Source organism: Allobosea sp. P2_B12 (assembly GCF_056404835.1).
Genome location: NZ_JBFUDG010000004.1, coordinates 38308 through 55679, shown reverse-complemented (window position 1 = coordinate 55679; position 17372 = coordinate 38308). Strand labels below are relative to the sequence as shown.

Sequence of the window (17372 nt, the reverse complement as noted above, 5' to 3'; positions counted from 1 at the left end):
AAGCCTGGATCAGGCCTCGCGCGGATAAACGAGCCCGGCGTCTTCGGCCCAGCCTATGGTGATGGTCTCGCCCGGCTTCGGCTCGGCGATGCCAGCCTTGTTCGGGATTTGCAGCAGCATCCGGTCACTTCCGGAGAGGCTGACATCGATGTCGAGGATCGCGCCGAGATAGGAGGCGTGCTCGACACGAGCCTGGAAGTGGTTGTGCAGGCCTTGCGCCTCGCCGGCGACCGCGATCCGCTCCGGCCGCAAGGCCAGCGTCGCAGCCCCGGTGCCGGTTGCGGCCGCGCAGCCGATCTCGACCCCGCCCTTGGTGCGGAAGCGGCCGGGCGCCGTGATCTCGCCGTCGAGGAAGGCGCTGCGGCCGATGAAGCCGGCGACGAAGCGGTCGGCTGGTTTCTCGTAGAGCTCGCGCTGGGTGCCGATCTGGCGGACCTTGCCCTTCTCCATCACCACCAGCCGGTCGGCCATGGTGAGCGCCTCTTCCTGATCATGCGTCACCATGATCGTGGTCAGGCCGAGCTTGCGCTGCAGGTCGCGGATCTCGACGCGGACCTCCTGGCGCAGCTTGGCGTCGAGGTTGGAGAGCGGCTCGTCGAGCAGGAGCACGTCCGGCTCCATGGCGAGCGCACGCGCCAGCGCGACACGCTGCTGCTGGCCGCCTGAGAGCTGGCGCGGATAGCGCTCGTCGAAGCCCGTGAGCTGGACGAGACGCAGCGCCTCGGCGACGCGTGGTGCCCGTTCGGTCGGCGAGATTTTGCGCATCTCCAGGCCGAAGGCGACGTTTTCGGCCACGGTCATGTGGGGGAACAGCGCATAGCTCTGGAAGACCAAGCCGCAATTGCGCTTCCAGGGCGGGAGGGTGGTGACGCTGCGCTCGCCGATGGCAATAGTGCCGGCGCTGGGGGCGATGAAGCCCGCGACCATGCGCAAGGTCGTGGTCTTGCCGCAGCCGGATGGGCCGAGCAGCACCAGGAACTCACCATCGGCGATGTCGATGGTGACGTCGTCGACGACGGTCAGGTCGCCATAGGTCTTGCGCAGATGTTCGATCGAAAGCCGTGCCATTGCGTCAGACCACCCGGCTCAATTTGACGTAGCGATCGGTGACGATCATCGCCACGGCGATCAGGACGATCTGGATCAGGGATGCGGCTGCCACGGTCGGATCGATCTTCCATTCGAGATATTGCAGGATGGCGATCGGCAGGGTGGTGCGCCCCGGCCCGACCAGGAACAGGCTCATCTCCAGATTGCCGAAGGAGGTGACGAAGCCGAAGAGGCCGGCCGCGACGATGCCGGGCCTGATGCTCGGCAGGGTCACCCGCCGGAAGGTGGTGAAGGGGCCGGCGCCGAGATTCTGCGCGGCCTCCTCGATGGTGCGATCGAAGCCGACGAGGCTCGCCGTGACCAGGCGTACGACCCAGGGAATGACGACGAGCGTATGCGCGCCGATCAATCCGCCCTGCGAGCCCATCACCGGCAGGCCGGTCGCGATCTCCGTCTCGATCTGGAAGACGTAGATCGCGGTGCCCAGCACGATGCCCGGCATCACCAGCGGCAGCAGCAGGAGTGTGTTGAAGAGGGGGCCGAGCACGATGCGGTGGCGCACCAACGCCAGGCTTGCGGGAACACCGACAAGGAGGCCGAGCAGCGTCGCGGCCACGCCGACCTGGAGGCTGAGCAGGAAGCCGTTGATGAAGGGCTGGTTGTTGGCGGCTGCCGTGAACCACTTCACCGAATAGCCCTCCGGCGGGAAGGAGGGGATCTCCTGCCGGAAGAAGGCGAGCCAGGTGACGAAGATCAGCGGCAGCAGGATGTAGAGCAGCGCGAGACCGGCGGCGCCGTTGAGCGCGAGGCGGCCCAGGCTCAGGCGGGAAGAGGCGCTCATGCCCGTTCCTCGCCAACGCCCGGAAACACGCTGTCATCCCGGCCGGTGCGAAGCGGAGCACGGGGATCCATCACAGGCTGTTGTCGAGCCCTACGATGGATCCCGGAGCTGCGCCTCTGCGCGGCTTGTCCAGGATGACGGTGTGGCTTCATACGCATTCAATCTGCTCTCACTGCAGCGTGTTCTTGTGGAACACGCCGCCCTTCATGATCAATGGCAGACGCGCGCCCTGGTCCTGCAGCAGGGCCAAATCTTCGAGCGGATTGCCATCGACCAGGATCATATCCGCGAACGCCCCAGCACGCAGCGTGCCAAGTTTGCCTTCCATGCGCAGGAGCTGGGCTCCGACGGTGGTCGCCGAGCGGATGATCTCGATCGGCGAGAGCACCTCGCGGCGCAACAGGAACTCGCGCGACTGGTCGATTTGGAGCTGGCCGAGCAGGTCCGAGCCATAGGCGACGGGTACGCCGGCGCGCTTGCAGATTTCGAGCGAGCGCAGGCCGCCATCGATGACGAGGTCGTTCTTGGCGAGCATGTCGCCATCCATGCCGAATTCGGCGGCACGTTCCTTCATCGCGTAATAGGCGACGAGATTGGCGGTCAGGAACATGCCCTTCTCGGCCATCAGCTTGGCCGAGGCGTCGTCGATCAGGTTGCCGTGCTCGATGGCGCGCACGCCGCAATTGGCGGCACGGGTGATCGCTTCGGGCGTATAGGCGTGGGCGCAGACATAGCGGCCGAAGGCGGCTGCCTCCTCGACGGCGGTGCGGACCTCGTCGAGGCTGAACTGGAGCGAATCGAGCGGGTCGTAGGGTGAAGCGACGCCGCCCGACATCATGATCTTGATGTGGTCGGCGCCGAGCCGCATCTGCTCGCGCACGGATTTCCGCACCGAGGAGACTCCGTCCGACTGGTTCATGGTATACGCCATGGCATTGCAGCACTGGCAGCGCGTGCCAAAATCGGTGCGCCGGCGCGGATCGCTGTGGCCGCCGGTCGGGCCGATCGCCTGGCCGGCGATGAACAGGCGCGGCGCCGCGACATGGTGCTTGTCGACCGCCTCCTTGATGCCCCAGTCGGCGCCGCCGGTGTCGCGCACCGTGGTGAAGCCGCGGTCGATCATGCCCTTCATCAGCCCGATGGCCCGCGCCGTCATCAGGGTGAGCGGCATGCTCTCCATGTTGCGGATCACGACCTCGGAGAGGAAGACATGGACATGGCTGTCGATCAGGCCGGGCATCAGCGTTCGCCCGCCGCAATCGATCACGTCGGCGTCGGCCACCTTGATCGGCTTGTCGGAAAGTTCGCGAATCGTCTCGCCTTCGACCAGCAATTCATAGCCGGCGCGGACCTCGCCATGGTCGGGCTCGAGCAGGACAAAATTCTTGAAATGCAGCGCGGTCATGGCAGGCGTCTCCTTAGCAGGGCGCGCAACCGCGCATTCCGTCTCCCGGTCGCTGATATACTGGAAAGAATATCCCGGCTTGTCCATCGCTCAGTCCCGAATGGGACGATCAGGAGCGTGGCGCCTAGCTGGTCACGGCCGCATTCTGCGCCAGCAGGCGGCCGCGGATCGGCATGGAGAGATCGTCGGCAAGCGCGCGGCTGATCGCCGGCAGGCCGTCGAGCAGGCTCGGCACGAAGGCTTGCGAGGGTGGCATGCGCCGGGGCAGGGCGTGCAGGGCTGCCGCCATGACCAGCGGGTCGCGCTCGCCCTCGCCGTTCTCCGAAGGGTCGTGCAGGACGTCGATCAGCTTGAGTTCGTCCGCTCGCTCGGCCCGGATCGCCTGTTCGAGCCTGGGCTTGACGCGTGGCACGATCAGCGCCGGTTTGTCGAAGGAGAGCACCTCGCAGAAGGTGTTGTAGCCGCCCATCGCCACGACGCAGTGGGCCCGGTTCATCAGCAATTCGAGGCGCGGTTCGAAACCGAGGCTCTCCAGCTTGGGGATGCGGGCGATGCGCTCGGCGAAGTCCTTGCGGCGTTCGCGTGACATGAACGGCCCGAACACGATCAGTGCCGGCAAGGCGATGCTCGGATCGGCCTCATAGGCCGAGATCACCCAGTCGATCACGCCGGCGCCGTCGCCGCCGCCGCCAGGGGTCACCAGGATGAAGGGACCCTTGGTGATGCGCGGATAGCGATTGGGCGGCATCGGGCTCGGGACCGCGCGCTTGAGATAGCCGGTGTAGCGGATCTTGTGGGCGAAGAGATGCTGGTTGGGCAGGCCGGCGAGCGGCTGGTAGATGCTCTCCAGCCCATAGACGAAGATGTCGTCATAGATCTGCTCGAGCGCTTCCAGGGCACCGCTGTGGCGCCATTCCTCGTGCAGCTTGACCGGCTCGTCGAGCACGTCACGCAGGCCAAGCACGATGCGGGCGCCGCGCCGGCGCAGGATGTCGAGCGCCGGTACGAGTTCGCCGCGCAGGCCGACCGGCTCCTTGTCGACGATGACGACGTCGGGATCGAAGGAGAGCACCACCTGCTTGATGATGTCGGTGCGCAGGCGGATCGTGTCGTTCAGGTCGAGATTGAGGTGATGCGGGCCGTAGCGGCCGTCGCTCTGCTTCTCGATGCCGGGGATGCGGACATAGTCGACGCCGTCGCCGAACTGGAAGCTCGAGATCACCGACGAACCGGATACGATGATCACTGATATATGAGGAAAGCTCGCGACCAGCGAGTTCGCGATGGCGCGGCAGCGCCGGATATGGCCGAGGCCGAAGGTGTCGTGGCTGTAGATCAGGACGCGCGGCGCATGGGGGCTGCGCGGCGCGCGCTCGGCACCTGCGAGATCGACGACATTGAAAGGCATATCCGCGTCGCCCCCCGCAGATAGGTCAGACGACCTCATGCCGAGGACGAACGCACCTGAGAATACGCGACAGGCTTATAGCGCGAGGCGTAGTCCGAACCAAGCCCGCTCACGCCGTGGTGACATCACGGGCAGACGTAGCCGCCACCGTCCGGCAGGCAGCGATTGCCGTTGGGCAGCACGAGCGCGCCGCGCGCGTCTCGCGTGACCTGCTCGCCATTGGGAAGCAGGAATCCGCCAGCGGCGTTCCGGGTCGAGCGCGAACCGTCGGGCAGGGTCACCTCATTGCCGACGATTGTGATGCGCTTGGCCGGCGAGGCGCGGGGTGTTTCGGGCGCGCGGGGCGCTTCCTCGATCCGCGTCAACCGGGAGGAGGTGCAGCCCGCCAGCATTGCAGCGACGGCGATGGTGGGGATCAGCGTTTTCATAGGCGGACAACGTCGCGGCATGGGGCTGGTTCCTTCGATCGTAGACCGGGCGGGTCAGGCGGCAAGAGGGATGAAGCGGGCTTCCTGATCTTGAGCAAGCCTTCCTAAACGAAACCGGCGGCCCGGGGGAAGCCACCAGACCACGGGGAGCTATACGGTGATGGCGATCTCGAACAGTAAGCGAGGATCGGTCGGGAGCACCGCGGGATGCCGGGTCGCGAGCGACAAGAAGGCATCGACGAAGGTCCAGGCGGTCGCGTCATGGTCGCGGTGGTGCATCAAGATACCGAAGGATTCGTCGTCCTGAAGCGGTTCCGCACGCCTCGCCGCGAGCAGCCGACAGGTTTCCGCGATCAGCTCGTCCGGCTGCCGGCCGGTCCGGCTGTCCCAATCCATGATGTCGAGATCGGTGTTGCCGAGCAGAGGGCCGCCTCCGGGTCCCAATCTGAAGCCGCGAAAGCACGAGAGGCCCGAGAAGCCCAGCTCCGGCAGCAGGGCGGCATGGCCTTGGTCGATCCGGTTCCAGGGTGGAACGAAGACGGGCAAAGCGGCCGCGCCGAAGAGGTCGTCGAAGCGGTTGCGGGCCTGGGCGATCTCAGCGCGGATCGCATCGGCTGGGCGCAGGGTGCCGAATTCGGACTTCTTCGTGCCTTCCAGAGCGTGGTTGTGGTGCCGGCAGCCATGCTGGCAGGGCAGCAGCGCGGGCATTTCCCGCAGCGCGCTCGCAAGGGCCGGTTCCGCCAGCATCGGGATGACCGCGAGCAGGACGGGCAGACCGAAGCGCTCGCCGAGACCTGCGAGCCGGTCGAGCGCAGGACTGGGCGCAATCGCGTCGTCGTCGCGCAGCCAGAGCCGGATCTGCCGGCCGGCCTCGCCCCAGCGGTCGAGCTCGGCCTGGAGGGGTTGCCAGATGTCGCCGTCCGTTGCGCCGCTCATCGCGCTTCCACCCGCGGGGATCGGGAGCGTGCGGCACGATTGGCGACCGCGACAGCCAGACCGCGCTCAAGGATCGTCGCGGCCTGTGCCGGGTTGCGCTCGCCGAGCGCGAAGCTGCGTGCGGCCGTGCCCATCGTACTCCGCAAGGCTACATCGTCGAGCAGGCGCCGCAGTGCTGCGGCGAGCGCTGCCTCGTCGCCCTCCGGTGCGAGTAGGGCCGTCTCGCCGCTCCGGACGGTGGCGGAGACGCCGCCGCTGTCGAAGGCGACGATCGGCAGGCCGACGGCCTGGGCCTCCAGATAGACCAGGCCGTAGGCCTCGCGGACGCCGGGCCAGATGAAGACGTCATGCGCTGCCAGTTCGGCGATGACGCCGTCATGAGGGATTGCGCCGCGCCAGTGAACGCGGCCCGACGGGAGAGCGGCGAAGGCCTGCTCGATTTCGGCGCGCTTGCGGCCGTCGCCGATGATGGTGAGGGTCCAGGGCCGGTCGGCGACGCGGCCGAGGACGCGGGCGAGCGACAGATAGCTGTTCTGCTTGGTGCCCTCGCGCATCATTGCGACGGTGACGAGACGCGGCACGGCCGCGTCGCCGGCATGCATCACGGGCTCGTTCCCGAAGGCGATGAAGGGCGGCAGTTCGAGCAGCGCGGTGTGGGCTGACCGCCAGGGCTCGAGGCCCTGGCGGTCGCGATCGGTGAAATGCAGATGCAGGTCGGCTGCGCTCAGACCTGCGCGAACGATCTTGGTATGAGCTGCCCACTCGCCGCTGGCTCGGCGCTCTGCATCGCTCGCTTCGGCCACGACATAGGGGATGCGGAGTTGCGCGACGATCGCCGGCCCGAGCAGGTCGGGCGCCTTGTAGTAGTTGTGATAGGTGAACCAGAGCTCGGGCGGCGGAGCGCCGTCCCGCCAGTGCGCCAGCATCGCTTCCGCGCGGGCTGTGGCCGCATGTTGATGCCGGGTGAGCCTGTCGGATTCGGCGGTCGGCATGAAGTCGCGTGCAGCCAGCACAGGTTCGACGACGTGGCCGAGCCCCTCCAGCACGGCGACGAGCTGGCGCGCCATGCGGCGGTCGCCCGAGATGGCGCCGTCGTCATAGACGTTGAGCGGGGTGTGGAAGGCGATGCGCAAGAGAGGTCAGGCTCGGATTGTCGGCCGCGTCCTCAGCGATACGGATCGGCCGCGTCGCGCAGGCCGTCGCCGAGGAAATTGAAGGCCAGGATGATCAGGATCACCGGCACGACCGGATAAAGCAGCCAGGGATAGAGCGCCACCACATTGATGTTCTGCGCCTCGTTCAGCATCACGCCCCAGCTGGTGATCGGCGGCCTCAGCCCCAGCCCCAGGAAGCTCAGCGCGGTCTCGCCGAGGATGGTCTTGGGGATGGTGATCGTCGCCGAGGCGATGAGATGGCTCATGAAGCCCGGGATCAGGTGCAGGCCGATGATGCGGGCCGGCCTCGCGCCCATCAATTGGGCGGCGACGACATAATCCTCCTCGCGCAACGACAGCAGCTTCGAGCGCACGGCGCGCGCCAGGCCGGTCCAGTCCATCAGCCCGAGGATGACGGTGATGCCGAAATAGACCAGCAGCGGGCTCCAGGAGGGCGGCATGATCGAGGCCAGCGCCAGCCAGAGCGGGATGTGCGGCAGCGACTGCACGATTTCGATCAGCCGCTGCACGACGAGATCGACCTTGCCGCCGTAATAGCCGGCGATCCCACCGATGATAACGCCGAGCACGAAGGAGACACCGACGCCGAGCAGGCCGATCGAGAGCGAAATGCGCCCGCCATAGAGAATGCGCGAGAGCATATCGCGGCCGAGACGGTCCGTGCCGAGCAGGAAGAGCGTGCCGTCCTTGGGCGGGCAGACGAAATGCAGGTTGCCGGGGATCATGCTCCAGAACACGTAATCGTCGCCGCGGCAGAAAAACCGCAGCGGCTGCGGTCGCGCCCGGTCGATATCGTATTCGCGCTTCAGGTTCTCCATGTTGAGGCGCTGAACGTAAGGATAGACGAAGGGACCGATGAAGCTGCCGTCGTGGAAAAGACGGATCTCCTGCCGGGGCGCGCGGATGAAGTCGGTGTTGCGCGTCGTGTAGTGATAGGGCGCGAGGAACTCGGCGAAGGCGGCCATGGCATAGATCACCAGGATGACGACGCCCGAGATCACCGCCAGCCTGTGGCGGCGGAACTTCCACCACATCAATTGCCATTGCGAGGCGAGATAGACGCGCTCCTGCTCGCGCGTCATCACCTCGACGGCGTTGGGCTCGAACGGAGCGGTCGAGGCCGTGTGCGGCAGGGGCGCGCCTTCCGGCGGCAATGCCGATGTCGGGAGGGTCGGTGCGGACGCCTGGCTCACTTGGTCGCCGCTCCCTGCAGGCGGATGCGCGGATCGAGGATCGCCAGCGCGATGTCCGAGATCAGCACGCCGATCACGGTCAGGAAGGAGAGGAACATCAGGAAGGAGCCGGCGAGATACATGTCCTGGCTCTGCAAAGCGCGGATCAAGAGCGGCCCGGTCGTCTGCAGCGAGAGCACGATCGCGACGATTTCGGCGCCGGAGACGATCGAGGGCAGGATGTCGCCGATGTCCGAGACGAAAAAGTTCAGCGACATCCGCAGCGGGTATTTGCGCAGCGCCTTGCCCGGGGGCAGGCCCTTGGCGCGGGCGGTGACGTAGTACTGTTTCTGGAGCTCGTCGAGCAGGTTGGCGCGGACCGAGCGGATCATGCCAGCCGTGCCGCCGGCGCCGATGATGATGACGGGTATCCAGAGATGCTCCAGCACGGAGGCAGCTTTGGCCCAGCTCATCGGCTGGTTGAGATATTGCGGATCGACCAGCCCGCCGATCGAGGTGCCGAACCAGACATTGGCGGCATACATGAAGACCAGCGCCAGCAGGAAATGCGGCACGGCAAGTCCGATCAGGCCGATGAAGGTCAGGCCGTAATCGCCCCAGCTATACTGGTGCGTCGCCGAATAGATCCCGATCGGGAAGGCAACGATCCAGGTGAAGATGATCGTGACGAAGGAGACGATCATGGTCAGCATCAACCGGTCGCCGACGATCTCCCGCACCGGGCGCTGATACTCGAAGGAGTAGCCCATATCGCCCTGGAGCAGGCCTGCAACCCACCAGAAGTAGCGCTCGGTCACCGGTCGGTCGAAGCCGTATTCCTTCTTCAGGAATTCGATGCGCGAGAGATCGGCCTTCTCGCCTTGGGCCTGCATCTCGGCCGACAGCGTCTCGAAATAGTCGCCCTCGGGCAGGTTGATCACGGTGAAGATCAGCGCGCTGGTGATCAGCAGCGTCGGGATCATCACCAGGATGCGCTTGAGAATGTATTTCAGCAGCACGGGTCAGCTCTTTGCCATAGGTCAGCTCTTGGCCTTGTCGAGGCTGGCGGTTTTCTGCGTGTCGAACCAGAAGGTATCGGGCATGTAGCGACCGAAGAAGGCCCCGGGCTCGAAGCTGTAGAGCCCTTTTTGCGGCACGTTGCGTAGATTGCGCGAGACGACGACAGGCTGCAGCGTGCCGTTGACGACGCCGATCGCGAAGATCTGCTCGGCGTTGATCTCGAGCATGCGCTGCCAGATCCGCTTGCGCTGATCCTGCGTCGCGCTGGCGCGCCAGTCATTATAGAGCGCGACCAGCTCGCGGACCTCGGGCACATCGGGCGCCTCGCCTTCACGACCACCGCTTTCGAGGAACTGGCCCCAGCGCGGCCAGTTGAACTGGGCCGAACTGGTCGGCGCCAGCGCATCCGGCTCCATGTCGGCCGAGACCAGCCCGTTGTCCATGCCGGCCCAGGCCGACATGATGGTCTGGCCGGCAACGATGCGGCGACGGAAGACGTCGCGCTGGGTCGATCGCGGATAGATCTTGATGCCGACGGCGTAGAGATCCTGCTTGATCAGGTCGAGGATGTCGGTCTCCTCGGTGCTCTCGCCTGCGGTCTCGATGGTGAATTCGAGCCTGCGCCCGTCCGGCAGCAGACGGATGCCGTCACCTGCGCGCTTGGTCAGGCCGGCCTCGTCGAGGAGGCGGGCGGCGAGCGCGGGATCGTGCTGCATCCACATCTGCGCGTAGCCGGCATTGTAGAGCGGGCTTTCGGGCAAGGCGGTGTTGCCGCTCTCCTGGGCGAGTCCGAAGAAGATGACCTTGTTGATGTCGTTGCGGTTGATCGCGACCGAGAGCGCACGGCGGTAGCGCACGTCGCGATTAAGGTCGCGCCAGACTGGGTCGATCGCGTTCATGTTGGGCATCAGCGCGAAATAGGAACCCTCCGCCCGCTTCCAGAGCCGGACGTCGAAGTTCATCCGCTTCGAGGCGTCCTTGAGGAAGGTGTAGTTGTCGAAGCGCAGATAGCGCGCCTGCAGATCGGCGTCGCCGGCGGCGGCCTTGGCGGGGATGAGCGAGTTCGTGCCGACCGTCAGCGTGACCTCGTCGACATAGGGCAACTGCCGGCCGTTCTGGTCGATGCGGTGAAAATAGGGGTTGCGCTGGAAGGTGAACTGCTCGGCCGGCAGCGGCGTGATGTTGCGCCAGGGGTCGAGCGTCGGGAGCTCGGGATTCTCGGGGCGGTACATCCGCGAGAGACGCTCATGCAGCGCACCCCAGTCACGCACGCGGGCCTGCTTGACGCGCGAATTCAGGATTGCCGCGTCGGCGTGGTCGATGTGGAACTGCTTCAGATAGCCTGCGGGCATGCAGATATAGGTCGATTGCGCGCCTGCGAGCGAGGGCAGGAAAATCGGGTTCGGCTTGGCCCAGCTGTAACGGACCTCGGTCGGGCTCAGCACCTCGAAGACCGGCGGCTCGCCGCCCGCCAGCAGCGCCTGCGGCAGGCCGCCCGGCGAGAGCCGCTTGTTGTTGGCGACATGCTTCCACCAGTAGCGGAAGTCCTCGGCGGTGAAGGGCGAGCCGTCCGACCAGCGATGACCCGGCCGCAGCCGCAGCGTGAAGATGCGGCCCTCCTGGACCTCGTAGCTCTCCAGAACGTCCGGGGCGATCTCGAGGTTCTCGTCGTAGCCGACGAGCCGCGTATAGCCGTAGAGCGTCATCATGCGGATGTCGCGCTGGTCGCCCATCAGCATGCGCATCGTGCCGCCATGGCGACCGGGCTCGCGACCTTCGCCGGAGATGTCGACGACACGCGGCGCTGAGGGCACGCGCTGCGCGACCGGCGGCAGCGTGCCGGCCGTGACCTGCGCCGCGAAGAAGGGGCTGTCGATCAGTTCGGCCGGCTTTCCGGTCGCGGCCCGGGCCAGCCGGGGCAGGCCCGCTGCGGCCAGGGCGGCCGAGCCGAGCAGCAGCGCACCACGGCGCGTCGGGCGATCAGGGCGTCGCGCGCTCATCAGGCCATCTCCCTGATATCGGCACCGGGGCGGGCAAGGACGAAATGCCCCTCGCCGAGCGCCAGATGGGTCAACGCCTCGCCCTCGGGATCGCGCCTGAAGGCAGCCGCCCAATGGGAGGCATCGGAGGCGCCGCCCGGGGCCGCGAGCTTGAAGTCGAGCTTGCGGTCGAGATCGGCGAAGGGCACGGATTTGAGCAGCGCCCGGGTGTAGGGGTGCATCGGCCGGGTGAACAGCGCATGGCGCGGCGCAATCTCGACGATGCGGCCATTGGCCATCACCGCGATCCGGTCGGCCATGTAGTTCACCACGGCGAGGTTGTGCGAGATGAACAGGAAGGTCAGGCCGCGCTCGGCCTGCAGATCCTTGAGCAGGTTGAGGATCTGCGCCTGCACCGATACATCAAGCGCCGAGACCGGCTCGTCGCAGATGATCAGGTCCGGGTCGAGCGCGAGCGCCCGGGCGATGCCGATGCGCTGACGCTGGCCACCGGAGAAGGAGTGCGGATAGCGGTTGAGGAAGCGGACATCGAGCCCGACATCCTCCATCAGCGCCTTTACCCGCGCGGTCTGCTCGCCGCCGCTGCCCTTGTCGTGGATCGCCAGCGGCTCGCGCAGGATGTTCATCACGGTCATGCGCGGCGAAAGCGAGGAAACCGGATCCTGGAAGATCATCTGGACACGCGGGCGGAAGGCACGCAGGTCCTCGCCCTCCAGACCAAGCACGTCGATCTGTGCGCGGCCGTCGTCGAAGCTGATCGTGCCGGCATCGGGCGTGACGGCGCGCATCACGATCTTGCTGACGGTGGTCTTGCCGCAGCCGCTTTCGCCGACCAGGCCGAGGCATTCGCCGCGCTGGATGTCGAAGCTGACATCGTCGACAGCGAGCACCGTGTGCTGCGTGCCCTTGCCAAAGAAGCTGCGCGAGCCCGTGGTGTAGGCCTTGCGCAGGCCGTGCACGCTGAGCAGCGGGGCGGCTTCGCCGGAGGGCTTAACGGTTTCGGCAGGACGCGCCGCTGCCGGCGGGCGCGGCCTGGCCTCACGCAGGGCGACCAGCCGCTCGCCCTCTTCCATGTCGAAATGCGGCGAGGCCTTGAGCAGGGCCTTGAGATAGGGGTGGCGCGGGCGGCGGAAGATGTCCTCGACCGGGCCGCTCTCCATGATCTCGCCATGGTAGATCACCACGACCTCGTCGGCCATGTTGGCGACGACGCCGAGGTCGTGGGTGATCAGCAGGATCGCCATGCCCATCTCGGCCTGGAGATCGCGCATCAGGTCGAGCACCTGGGCCTGGATGGTGACGTCGAGCGCGGTCGTCGGCTCATCGGCGATCAGCAGGGCCGGCTGGCAGATCAGGGCCATGGCGAGCATGGCGCGCTGGCGCAGGCCGCCCGAAAGCTCGAAGGAATAGAGCCCGAAGGCACGGGCCGGATCCTTGAAGCCGACGCGCTTGAGCATCGCCTCGATCAGTGCGCGCGCTTCCGGTTTGGGCGTCGGCCGGTGCAGCTGCAGCGCTTCCTCGATCTGGTTGCCGATGGTGTGGACCGGCGAGAGTGAAGACATCGGCTCCTGGAAGATCATGCCGATGCGCCCGCCACGCAGCGAACGGATCTCCTTGCCTTCGGCCGGCAGGCTGGCGATGTCGATCGCGTTTTCAGGCGCCAGCGGGTCGCGGAACAGGATCTCACCGCCTGTGATCGCGCCGGCGCGCGGCAGCAGACCCATGATCGCCTGCGAGATCACGGATTTGCCGGATCCGGACTCGCCGACGAGCGCGACGGTTTTGCCGGCGGGAACGCGCAGGCTCACGCCCTTCACGACATCGCGGGCGAGCCCGTGAATGGTGAAGCCAAGATGCAGGTCGCTGATCCGCAGGATGTCCATGAACCGATGTCGCCGGATGGCCTCGTGTACGCGTCTGGAGAAGACAACGTCACTAGACGTGGAAAGTGCCGTCTTGCCAATGGCTTTTGACCAGTTGCGTCACTCGGGCGGACATTGGCCGCCGAGGATGACATCGATGCAACGGGGCCCGCGCCGGAAATCGCCATAGCTGACGCTCCAGGGCCGATGGCCGGGGGCGCGATAGGGGCCGAACTTGAAATACTGGTTCCTGTCGAGGCCGGGCCCGCGATGGCCGATATGGCCCCTGACGGTCGTGATGCGGATGCCGTCGGCGATGAGCTCGACATGGCCGTCGCCGTCGGGGCCGGGCTGAGAGCGGATGACGAAATCGATCCAGCCCTGCTGGGCGGATGGCAGATCGGCATGGCGGGTCACCGTGATGCCGGGCGCGCAGCTGTCGAAATAGGCGGGATAGTTCGCTGGCGACGCGCCACTCTCGATCGCGACGAGGGCCCGCGTCTGGCCCACGGTCGGCCGGCTCAGCACCCGCGCCTCGCCCTCACGGCAACCCTCGGGCCGTTGCGGACCGCCGACGGGGAAGGATTCGATCAGGTCGGTCTCGACCGTGACGCCGAGCCGCCCGCCATAGAGACGCAGCGCCAGGAAGGGCGAATAGTCGCCATCCGCATCGGGCAGAATCTCGCGTTTCCACTGCGCCATGACGTAGCGCCCGTCATCCTGGGGCAGCGGATCCTCAAGATGCATTGAAAAGCCGTACCAGACCGGCTTGTCATAGGGTGCCAGCACGGTGGGGCGCTCCCAGACCTCGGCCCTTTCGCTACAGGTCTCGCCGGGCGAGCGGCAGGAGGGAACGACGGTGAGCGTCAAGGCGCTCCGCCCGTTCGCGACATGCTGTTGCTGGAAATCAAGCCGTCCGGCGCGCTGCTCGGGATTGTCCTTGTAGAAGAGGCCACCTCCCGGTGCGAACTGCCCACCCTGGAAGCTGTCCCGCAGCACGAGACGGGAGGGGTCGGCCGGAAGTTCGGCCCAGGCTGGCAGGAATGATGGCAGGCACAAGGCCAGGAGGGACAAGGCTGCCGTCGTGCGGACGCACCGCAGGAGCGTATGGAGCCGGGCCGAGAGGGGCTGTTCCATCACTGGATCCGGCGCCCCATCGCGCCCTCCATGGCCATGATCGAACCAGGGTTGCCGGGGCGGAACAAGCGCATCCTGCCGTCGTCCTTTTGCGATCCTTCGCCTGCGCCACGTTGCGCTTGGCGCGAAGCTGACACACATATGGTGACAGCAGGTCAAGAGACGGGCGCGCTCCCTGGCGCGCCGGACAGGATTCCCGTTGGAGACCAACCTCTTCCGTTATGTCTGGGAGAAGAGCCGCGGCGAGCAGATCATCGTCCTGCTGATCATCCTTGCCTCGATCCCGTTCTACTGGGCCTCGTTCGACGTACCGAAGCGGATCGTCAATGACGCGATCCAGGGCGGTGCGTTCAAGAACGGCAAGACCAGCGCCACGCTGCTGGATTTCACGCTGCATCTGCCGTCCTTCCTGGGCGGCGCCAGCTTCAAGCTGTTCGAGGGTTTCGAGGTCGGCCAGCTTGGCCTGCTGCTGGGCCTGAGCGGCTATTTCCTGTTCCTGGTGCTGATCAACGGCGCGTTCAAATACGTCATCAATGTCCAAAAGGGCATTCTCGGCGAGCGCATGCTCAGGCGCATGCGCTACGACCTGTTCAGCCAGTTGATGCGCTTCCGTCCGGAGGACATCCGTGCGGTCAAGCCGGCCGAAGTCGCCAGCATGATCAAGGACGAGGTCGAGCCGATCGGCGGCTTCGTCGGCGACGCCTTCATCCAGCCGGTCTTCCTGCTCAGCCAGGCCCTCACCGCGCTGGTCTTCATCATGGCCCAAAGCGTCTGGCTCGGCTCGATCGCGCTTCTGATCGTGCTAGCCCAGGCGATCATCATCCCGATCCTGCGCCGGGAGCAGCTCCGGCTCGGGCGCGAACGGCAGATCGCCTCGCGCCAGCTCGCCGGCCGCATCGGCGAGATCGTCGATGCCGGGCCGACGATCCAGGGCCATGGTGCGACGACCTATGTGCAGTCCGACATCGCCGGGCGGCTGGGGCGGCTCTTCGACATCCGTTATGCGCTCTACAAGCGGAAATTCGCGGTCAAGTTCCTCAACAACCTGCTGGCCCAGATCACGCCGTTCTTCTTCTATGCGATCGGCGGCTTCTTCGCCTTGCAGGGTCGGCTCGACATTGGCCAGCTTGTTGCCGTCATCGCCGCCTATCGCGACCTGCCGCCGCCGATCAAGGAACTGATCGACTGGGACCAGCAGCGCAACGACGTGACGATCAAATACGAGCAGGTGATCGCCCAGTTCAACGCCGACGAGACCGTGGAACTCGACGAGGCCGACGGTGTCATCCGCCTGCCCGAGACCGGCGAGATCAGGCTCGACGGCGTGCAGATGCTGGATAATCGCGGCCAGCCGCTGCTGACGCCGCTCTCGGTGCGGATTCCGCGGCCTGGCACAGTTGCCGTGATCGGCCCCCATGGCGGCGCGATCGATGTGTTCGGACGCATCCTGGGCCGGCAGACGATGAGCTATTCCGGCCGTGTCATCATCGACGGCGCGCCCTTGTCGCGCATGTCGGTCGAGCGGGCGAGCCATCTGATCGGCTATGCCGGCAGCGAGACCGAGATCATCGCCGGCACGATCCGCGACAACATCCTGCTGCCGCTGAAGCGGCGCAGGCCGAGCCTCAAGCCCACCGGCAAGGTGACGCCGAGCGAGCACCGCCGCTTCGTCGAGGCGATCCGCTCCGGCAATACGCCATTGCCGTTCGAGGCGGACTGGACCGACTACGAGGGCGCGGGCGTCGCCGACGAGGCTGCGCTGGCGGCCCGCGTCAGGGTCGTGCTCGATGTGCTCGGCTGTGCGGAGGACGTCTACGAACTCGGCCTCGACGGCAAGGTGACGGCATCGCTGCGGTCCGAGGCCAAGGCGCAGATCGTCGAGGCGCGGCGGGCCGTGGCCGAGGAACTCGGCCGCAGCAAGCTCGCGGGGCTGATCACGCCCTTCGACCCGGAGAGCTACAATGCCAATGCCACGATCGCCGAGAACCTGATCTTCGGCGCCCGCATCGGGCTGCGCTTCGCCAATGAGACGCTGCTGTTCGAGCCCTATGCGTATGCGATCCTCAAGGCGGAATCGCTGATCGAGCCGCTGGTCGATGTCGGCTCGCGCATCGCCGCGACCGTGGTCGAAATCTTCGCCGGTTTGCCGCAGGGGCACGCGCTGTTCGAGCGCTACTCCTTCGCGTCGGGCCTAGACCTGGACAGGCTCGGCGAACTCGCTGTGCTGCTCAACAAGCACGACATGCGCATGCCCCTCGACGCTGTGGCGGAGCGCGACTTGGTCGCGCTGGCGCTGGGCTATATCGAGCCCAAGCACCGGCTCAATCTGCTCGACGAGCGCCTGCAGCGGCGCATTCTGCGGGCGCGCCAGAGCTTCAAGGCGCATCTGCCGGCGGATGCCGTCGAGGATGTCCATTTCTACGACCCCGACACGGTGATGCTCGGCGCCAGCCTGCGCGACAACCTGATGTTCGGGCGCATCGGCCACGGCATAGCCGATGCCAATCGGAAGGTCGCGGCGATCGTGCGCAAGGCGCTGGCGCGGGCGGGACTCGATGGCGAGCTCTACCGGATAGGGCTCAACACCGATTGCGGCATCCGGGGGCGGTTCCTGCCGACCCGGCTGAAGCTTGCCGTGCCGCTGGCGCAGGCCCTGATCAAGGCGCCGCAGGTTGCCGTGCTGGATGTCGGCACCTTTCTGGCGACGTCGGCCGAGCCTGACCAGGTCCTTGCCCGGCTGCGCGAACATTGCGCCAGCATGACACTGTTCCTTCTTGTAGGGGATGCTAGTCTCGTCGATGGTATTCCGCTGCGGATCGTCTTCAACGGCCCTTCCGGGACGATCGAGAGCGAAGACGGCGAAAATGCTGGTGACGCCGCCATTGCCCCTTCGCGACGGCGCAACGGCGTCGAGCAGATGGAGGCGCGACCATGACAC

The 17372-nt window shown here is 66.3% G+C and carries 13 protein-coding genes; 1 reads left to right on the top strand and 12 read right to left on the bottom strand.

The annotated features are described in order from the left end of the window. Nucleotides 1–9: 9 nt before the first annotated feature. The 12 genes from AC1DYU_RS11825 to AC1DYU_RS11770 form a co-directional block, all read right to left on the bottom strand. Entirely contained in the window at nt 10–1068 is a 1059-nt protein-coding gene (locus tag AC1DYU_RS11825) for an ABC transporter ATP-binding protein (protein WP_476791796.1), read from the bottom strand. A 4-nt stretch (nt 1069–1072) separates the two neighbouring features. Continuing rightward, nucleotides 1073–1891 (bottom strand): ABC transporter permease, encoded by an 819-nt coding sequence (locus tag AC1DYU_RS11820; protein ID WP_476791795.1) that lies wholly within the window; start codon nt 1889–1891, stop codon nt 1073–1075. A gap of 169 nt (nt 1892–2060) precedes the next feature. Then, nucleotides 2061–3296 (bottom strand): amidohydrolase family protein, encoded by a 1236-nt coding sequence (locus AC1DYU_RS11815; RefSeq protein WP_158483431.1) that lies wholly within the window; start codon nt 3294–3296, stop codon nt 2061–2063. A gap of 124 nt (nt 3297–3420) precedes the next feature. Further along, nucleotides 3421–4704: a glycosyltransferase family protein gene (locus tag AC1DYU_RS11810; RefSeq protein ID WP_476791794.1), complete on the bottom strand. Its 1284-nt coding sequence runs from the start codon at nt 4702–4704 to the stop codon at nt 3421–3423. Nucleotides 4705–4829: 125 nt separating this feature from the next. Further along, nucleotides 4830–5132 (bottom strand): hypothetical protein, encoded by a 303-nt coding sequence (locus tag AC1DYU_RS11805; RefSeq protein WP_476791793.1) that lies wholly within the window; start codon nt 5130–5132, stop codon nt 4830–4832. A 150-nt stretch (nt 5133–5282) separates the two neighbouring features. Then, nucleotides 5283–6068, bottom strand: coding sequence for a polysaccharide deacetylase family protein (locus AC1DYU_RS11800; RefSeq protein ID WP_476791792.1), 786 nt, complete (start codon nt 6066–6068; stop codon nt 5283–5285). Next, nucleotides 6065–7201 carry a glycosyltransferase family 4 protein gene (locus AC1DYU_RS11795; protein WP_476791791.1) on the bottom strand — a complete coding sequence of 379 codons (1137 nt, stop codon included), beginning with the start codon at nt 7199–7201 and terminating at the stop codon, nt 6065–6067. Before AC1DYU_RS11795 ends, AC1DYU_RS11800 begins: the two co-directional genes overlap by 4 nt. 32 nt (nt 7202–7233) lie before the next feature. Next, the gene (locus AC1DYU_RS11790) at nt 7234–8436 is read right to left on the bottom strand and encodes an ABC transporter permease (protein WP_476791790.1); all 1203 of its coding nucleotides are present in this window, start codon (nt 8434–8436) and stop codon (nt 7234–7236) included. Next, nucleotides 8433–9431, bottom strand: a complete 999-nt coding sequence (locus AC1DYU_RS11785; protein WP_158483564.1) for an ABC transporter permease — start codon at nt 9429–9431, stop codon at nt 8433–8435. Before AC1DYU_RS11785 ends, AC1DYU_RS11790 begins: the two co-directional genes overlap by 4 nt. A gap of 24 nt (nt 9432–9455) precedes the next feature. After that, nucleotides 9456–11435, bottom strand: a complete 1980-nt coding sequence (locus AC1DYU_RS11780) for an ABC transporter substrate-binding protein (protein WP_476791789.1) — start codon at nt 11433–11435, stop codon at nt 9456–9458. Beyond that, nucleotides 11435–13318: an ABC transporter ATP-binding protein gene (locus tag AC1DYU_RS11775; protein ID WP_476791788.1), complete on the bottom strand. Its 1884-nt coding sequence runs from the start codon at nt 13316–13318 to the stop codon at nt 11435–11437. Before AC1DYU_RS11775 ends, AC1DYU_RS11780 begins: the two co-directional genes overlap by 1 nt. A gap of 99 nt (nt 13319–13417) precedes the next feature. After that, nucleotides 13418–14434 carry a polysaccharide lyase family 20 protein gene (locus AC1DYU_RS11770; RefSeq protein WP_476791787.1) on the bottom strand — a complete coding sequence of 339 codons (1017 nt, stop codon included), beginning with the start codon at nt 14432–14434 and terminating at the stop codon, nt 13418–13420. Nucleotides 14435–14633: 199 nt separating this feature from the next. Between AC1DYU_RS11770 and AC1DYU_RS11765 the strand changes: the two genes are divergently transcribed. Continuing rightward, a complete protein-coding gene (locus AC1DYU_RS11765) occupies nt 14634–17369 on the top strand; it encodes an ABC transporter transmembrane domain-containing protein (protein ID WP_476791786.1) in 2736 nt (911 codons plus the stop codon). The last annotated feature ends 3 nt before the right edge of the window (nt 17370–17372 follow it).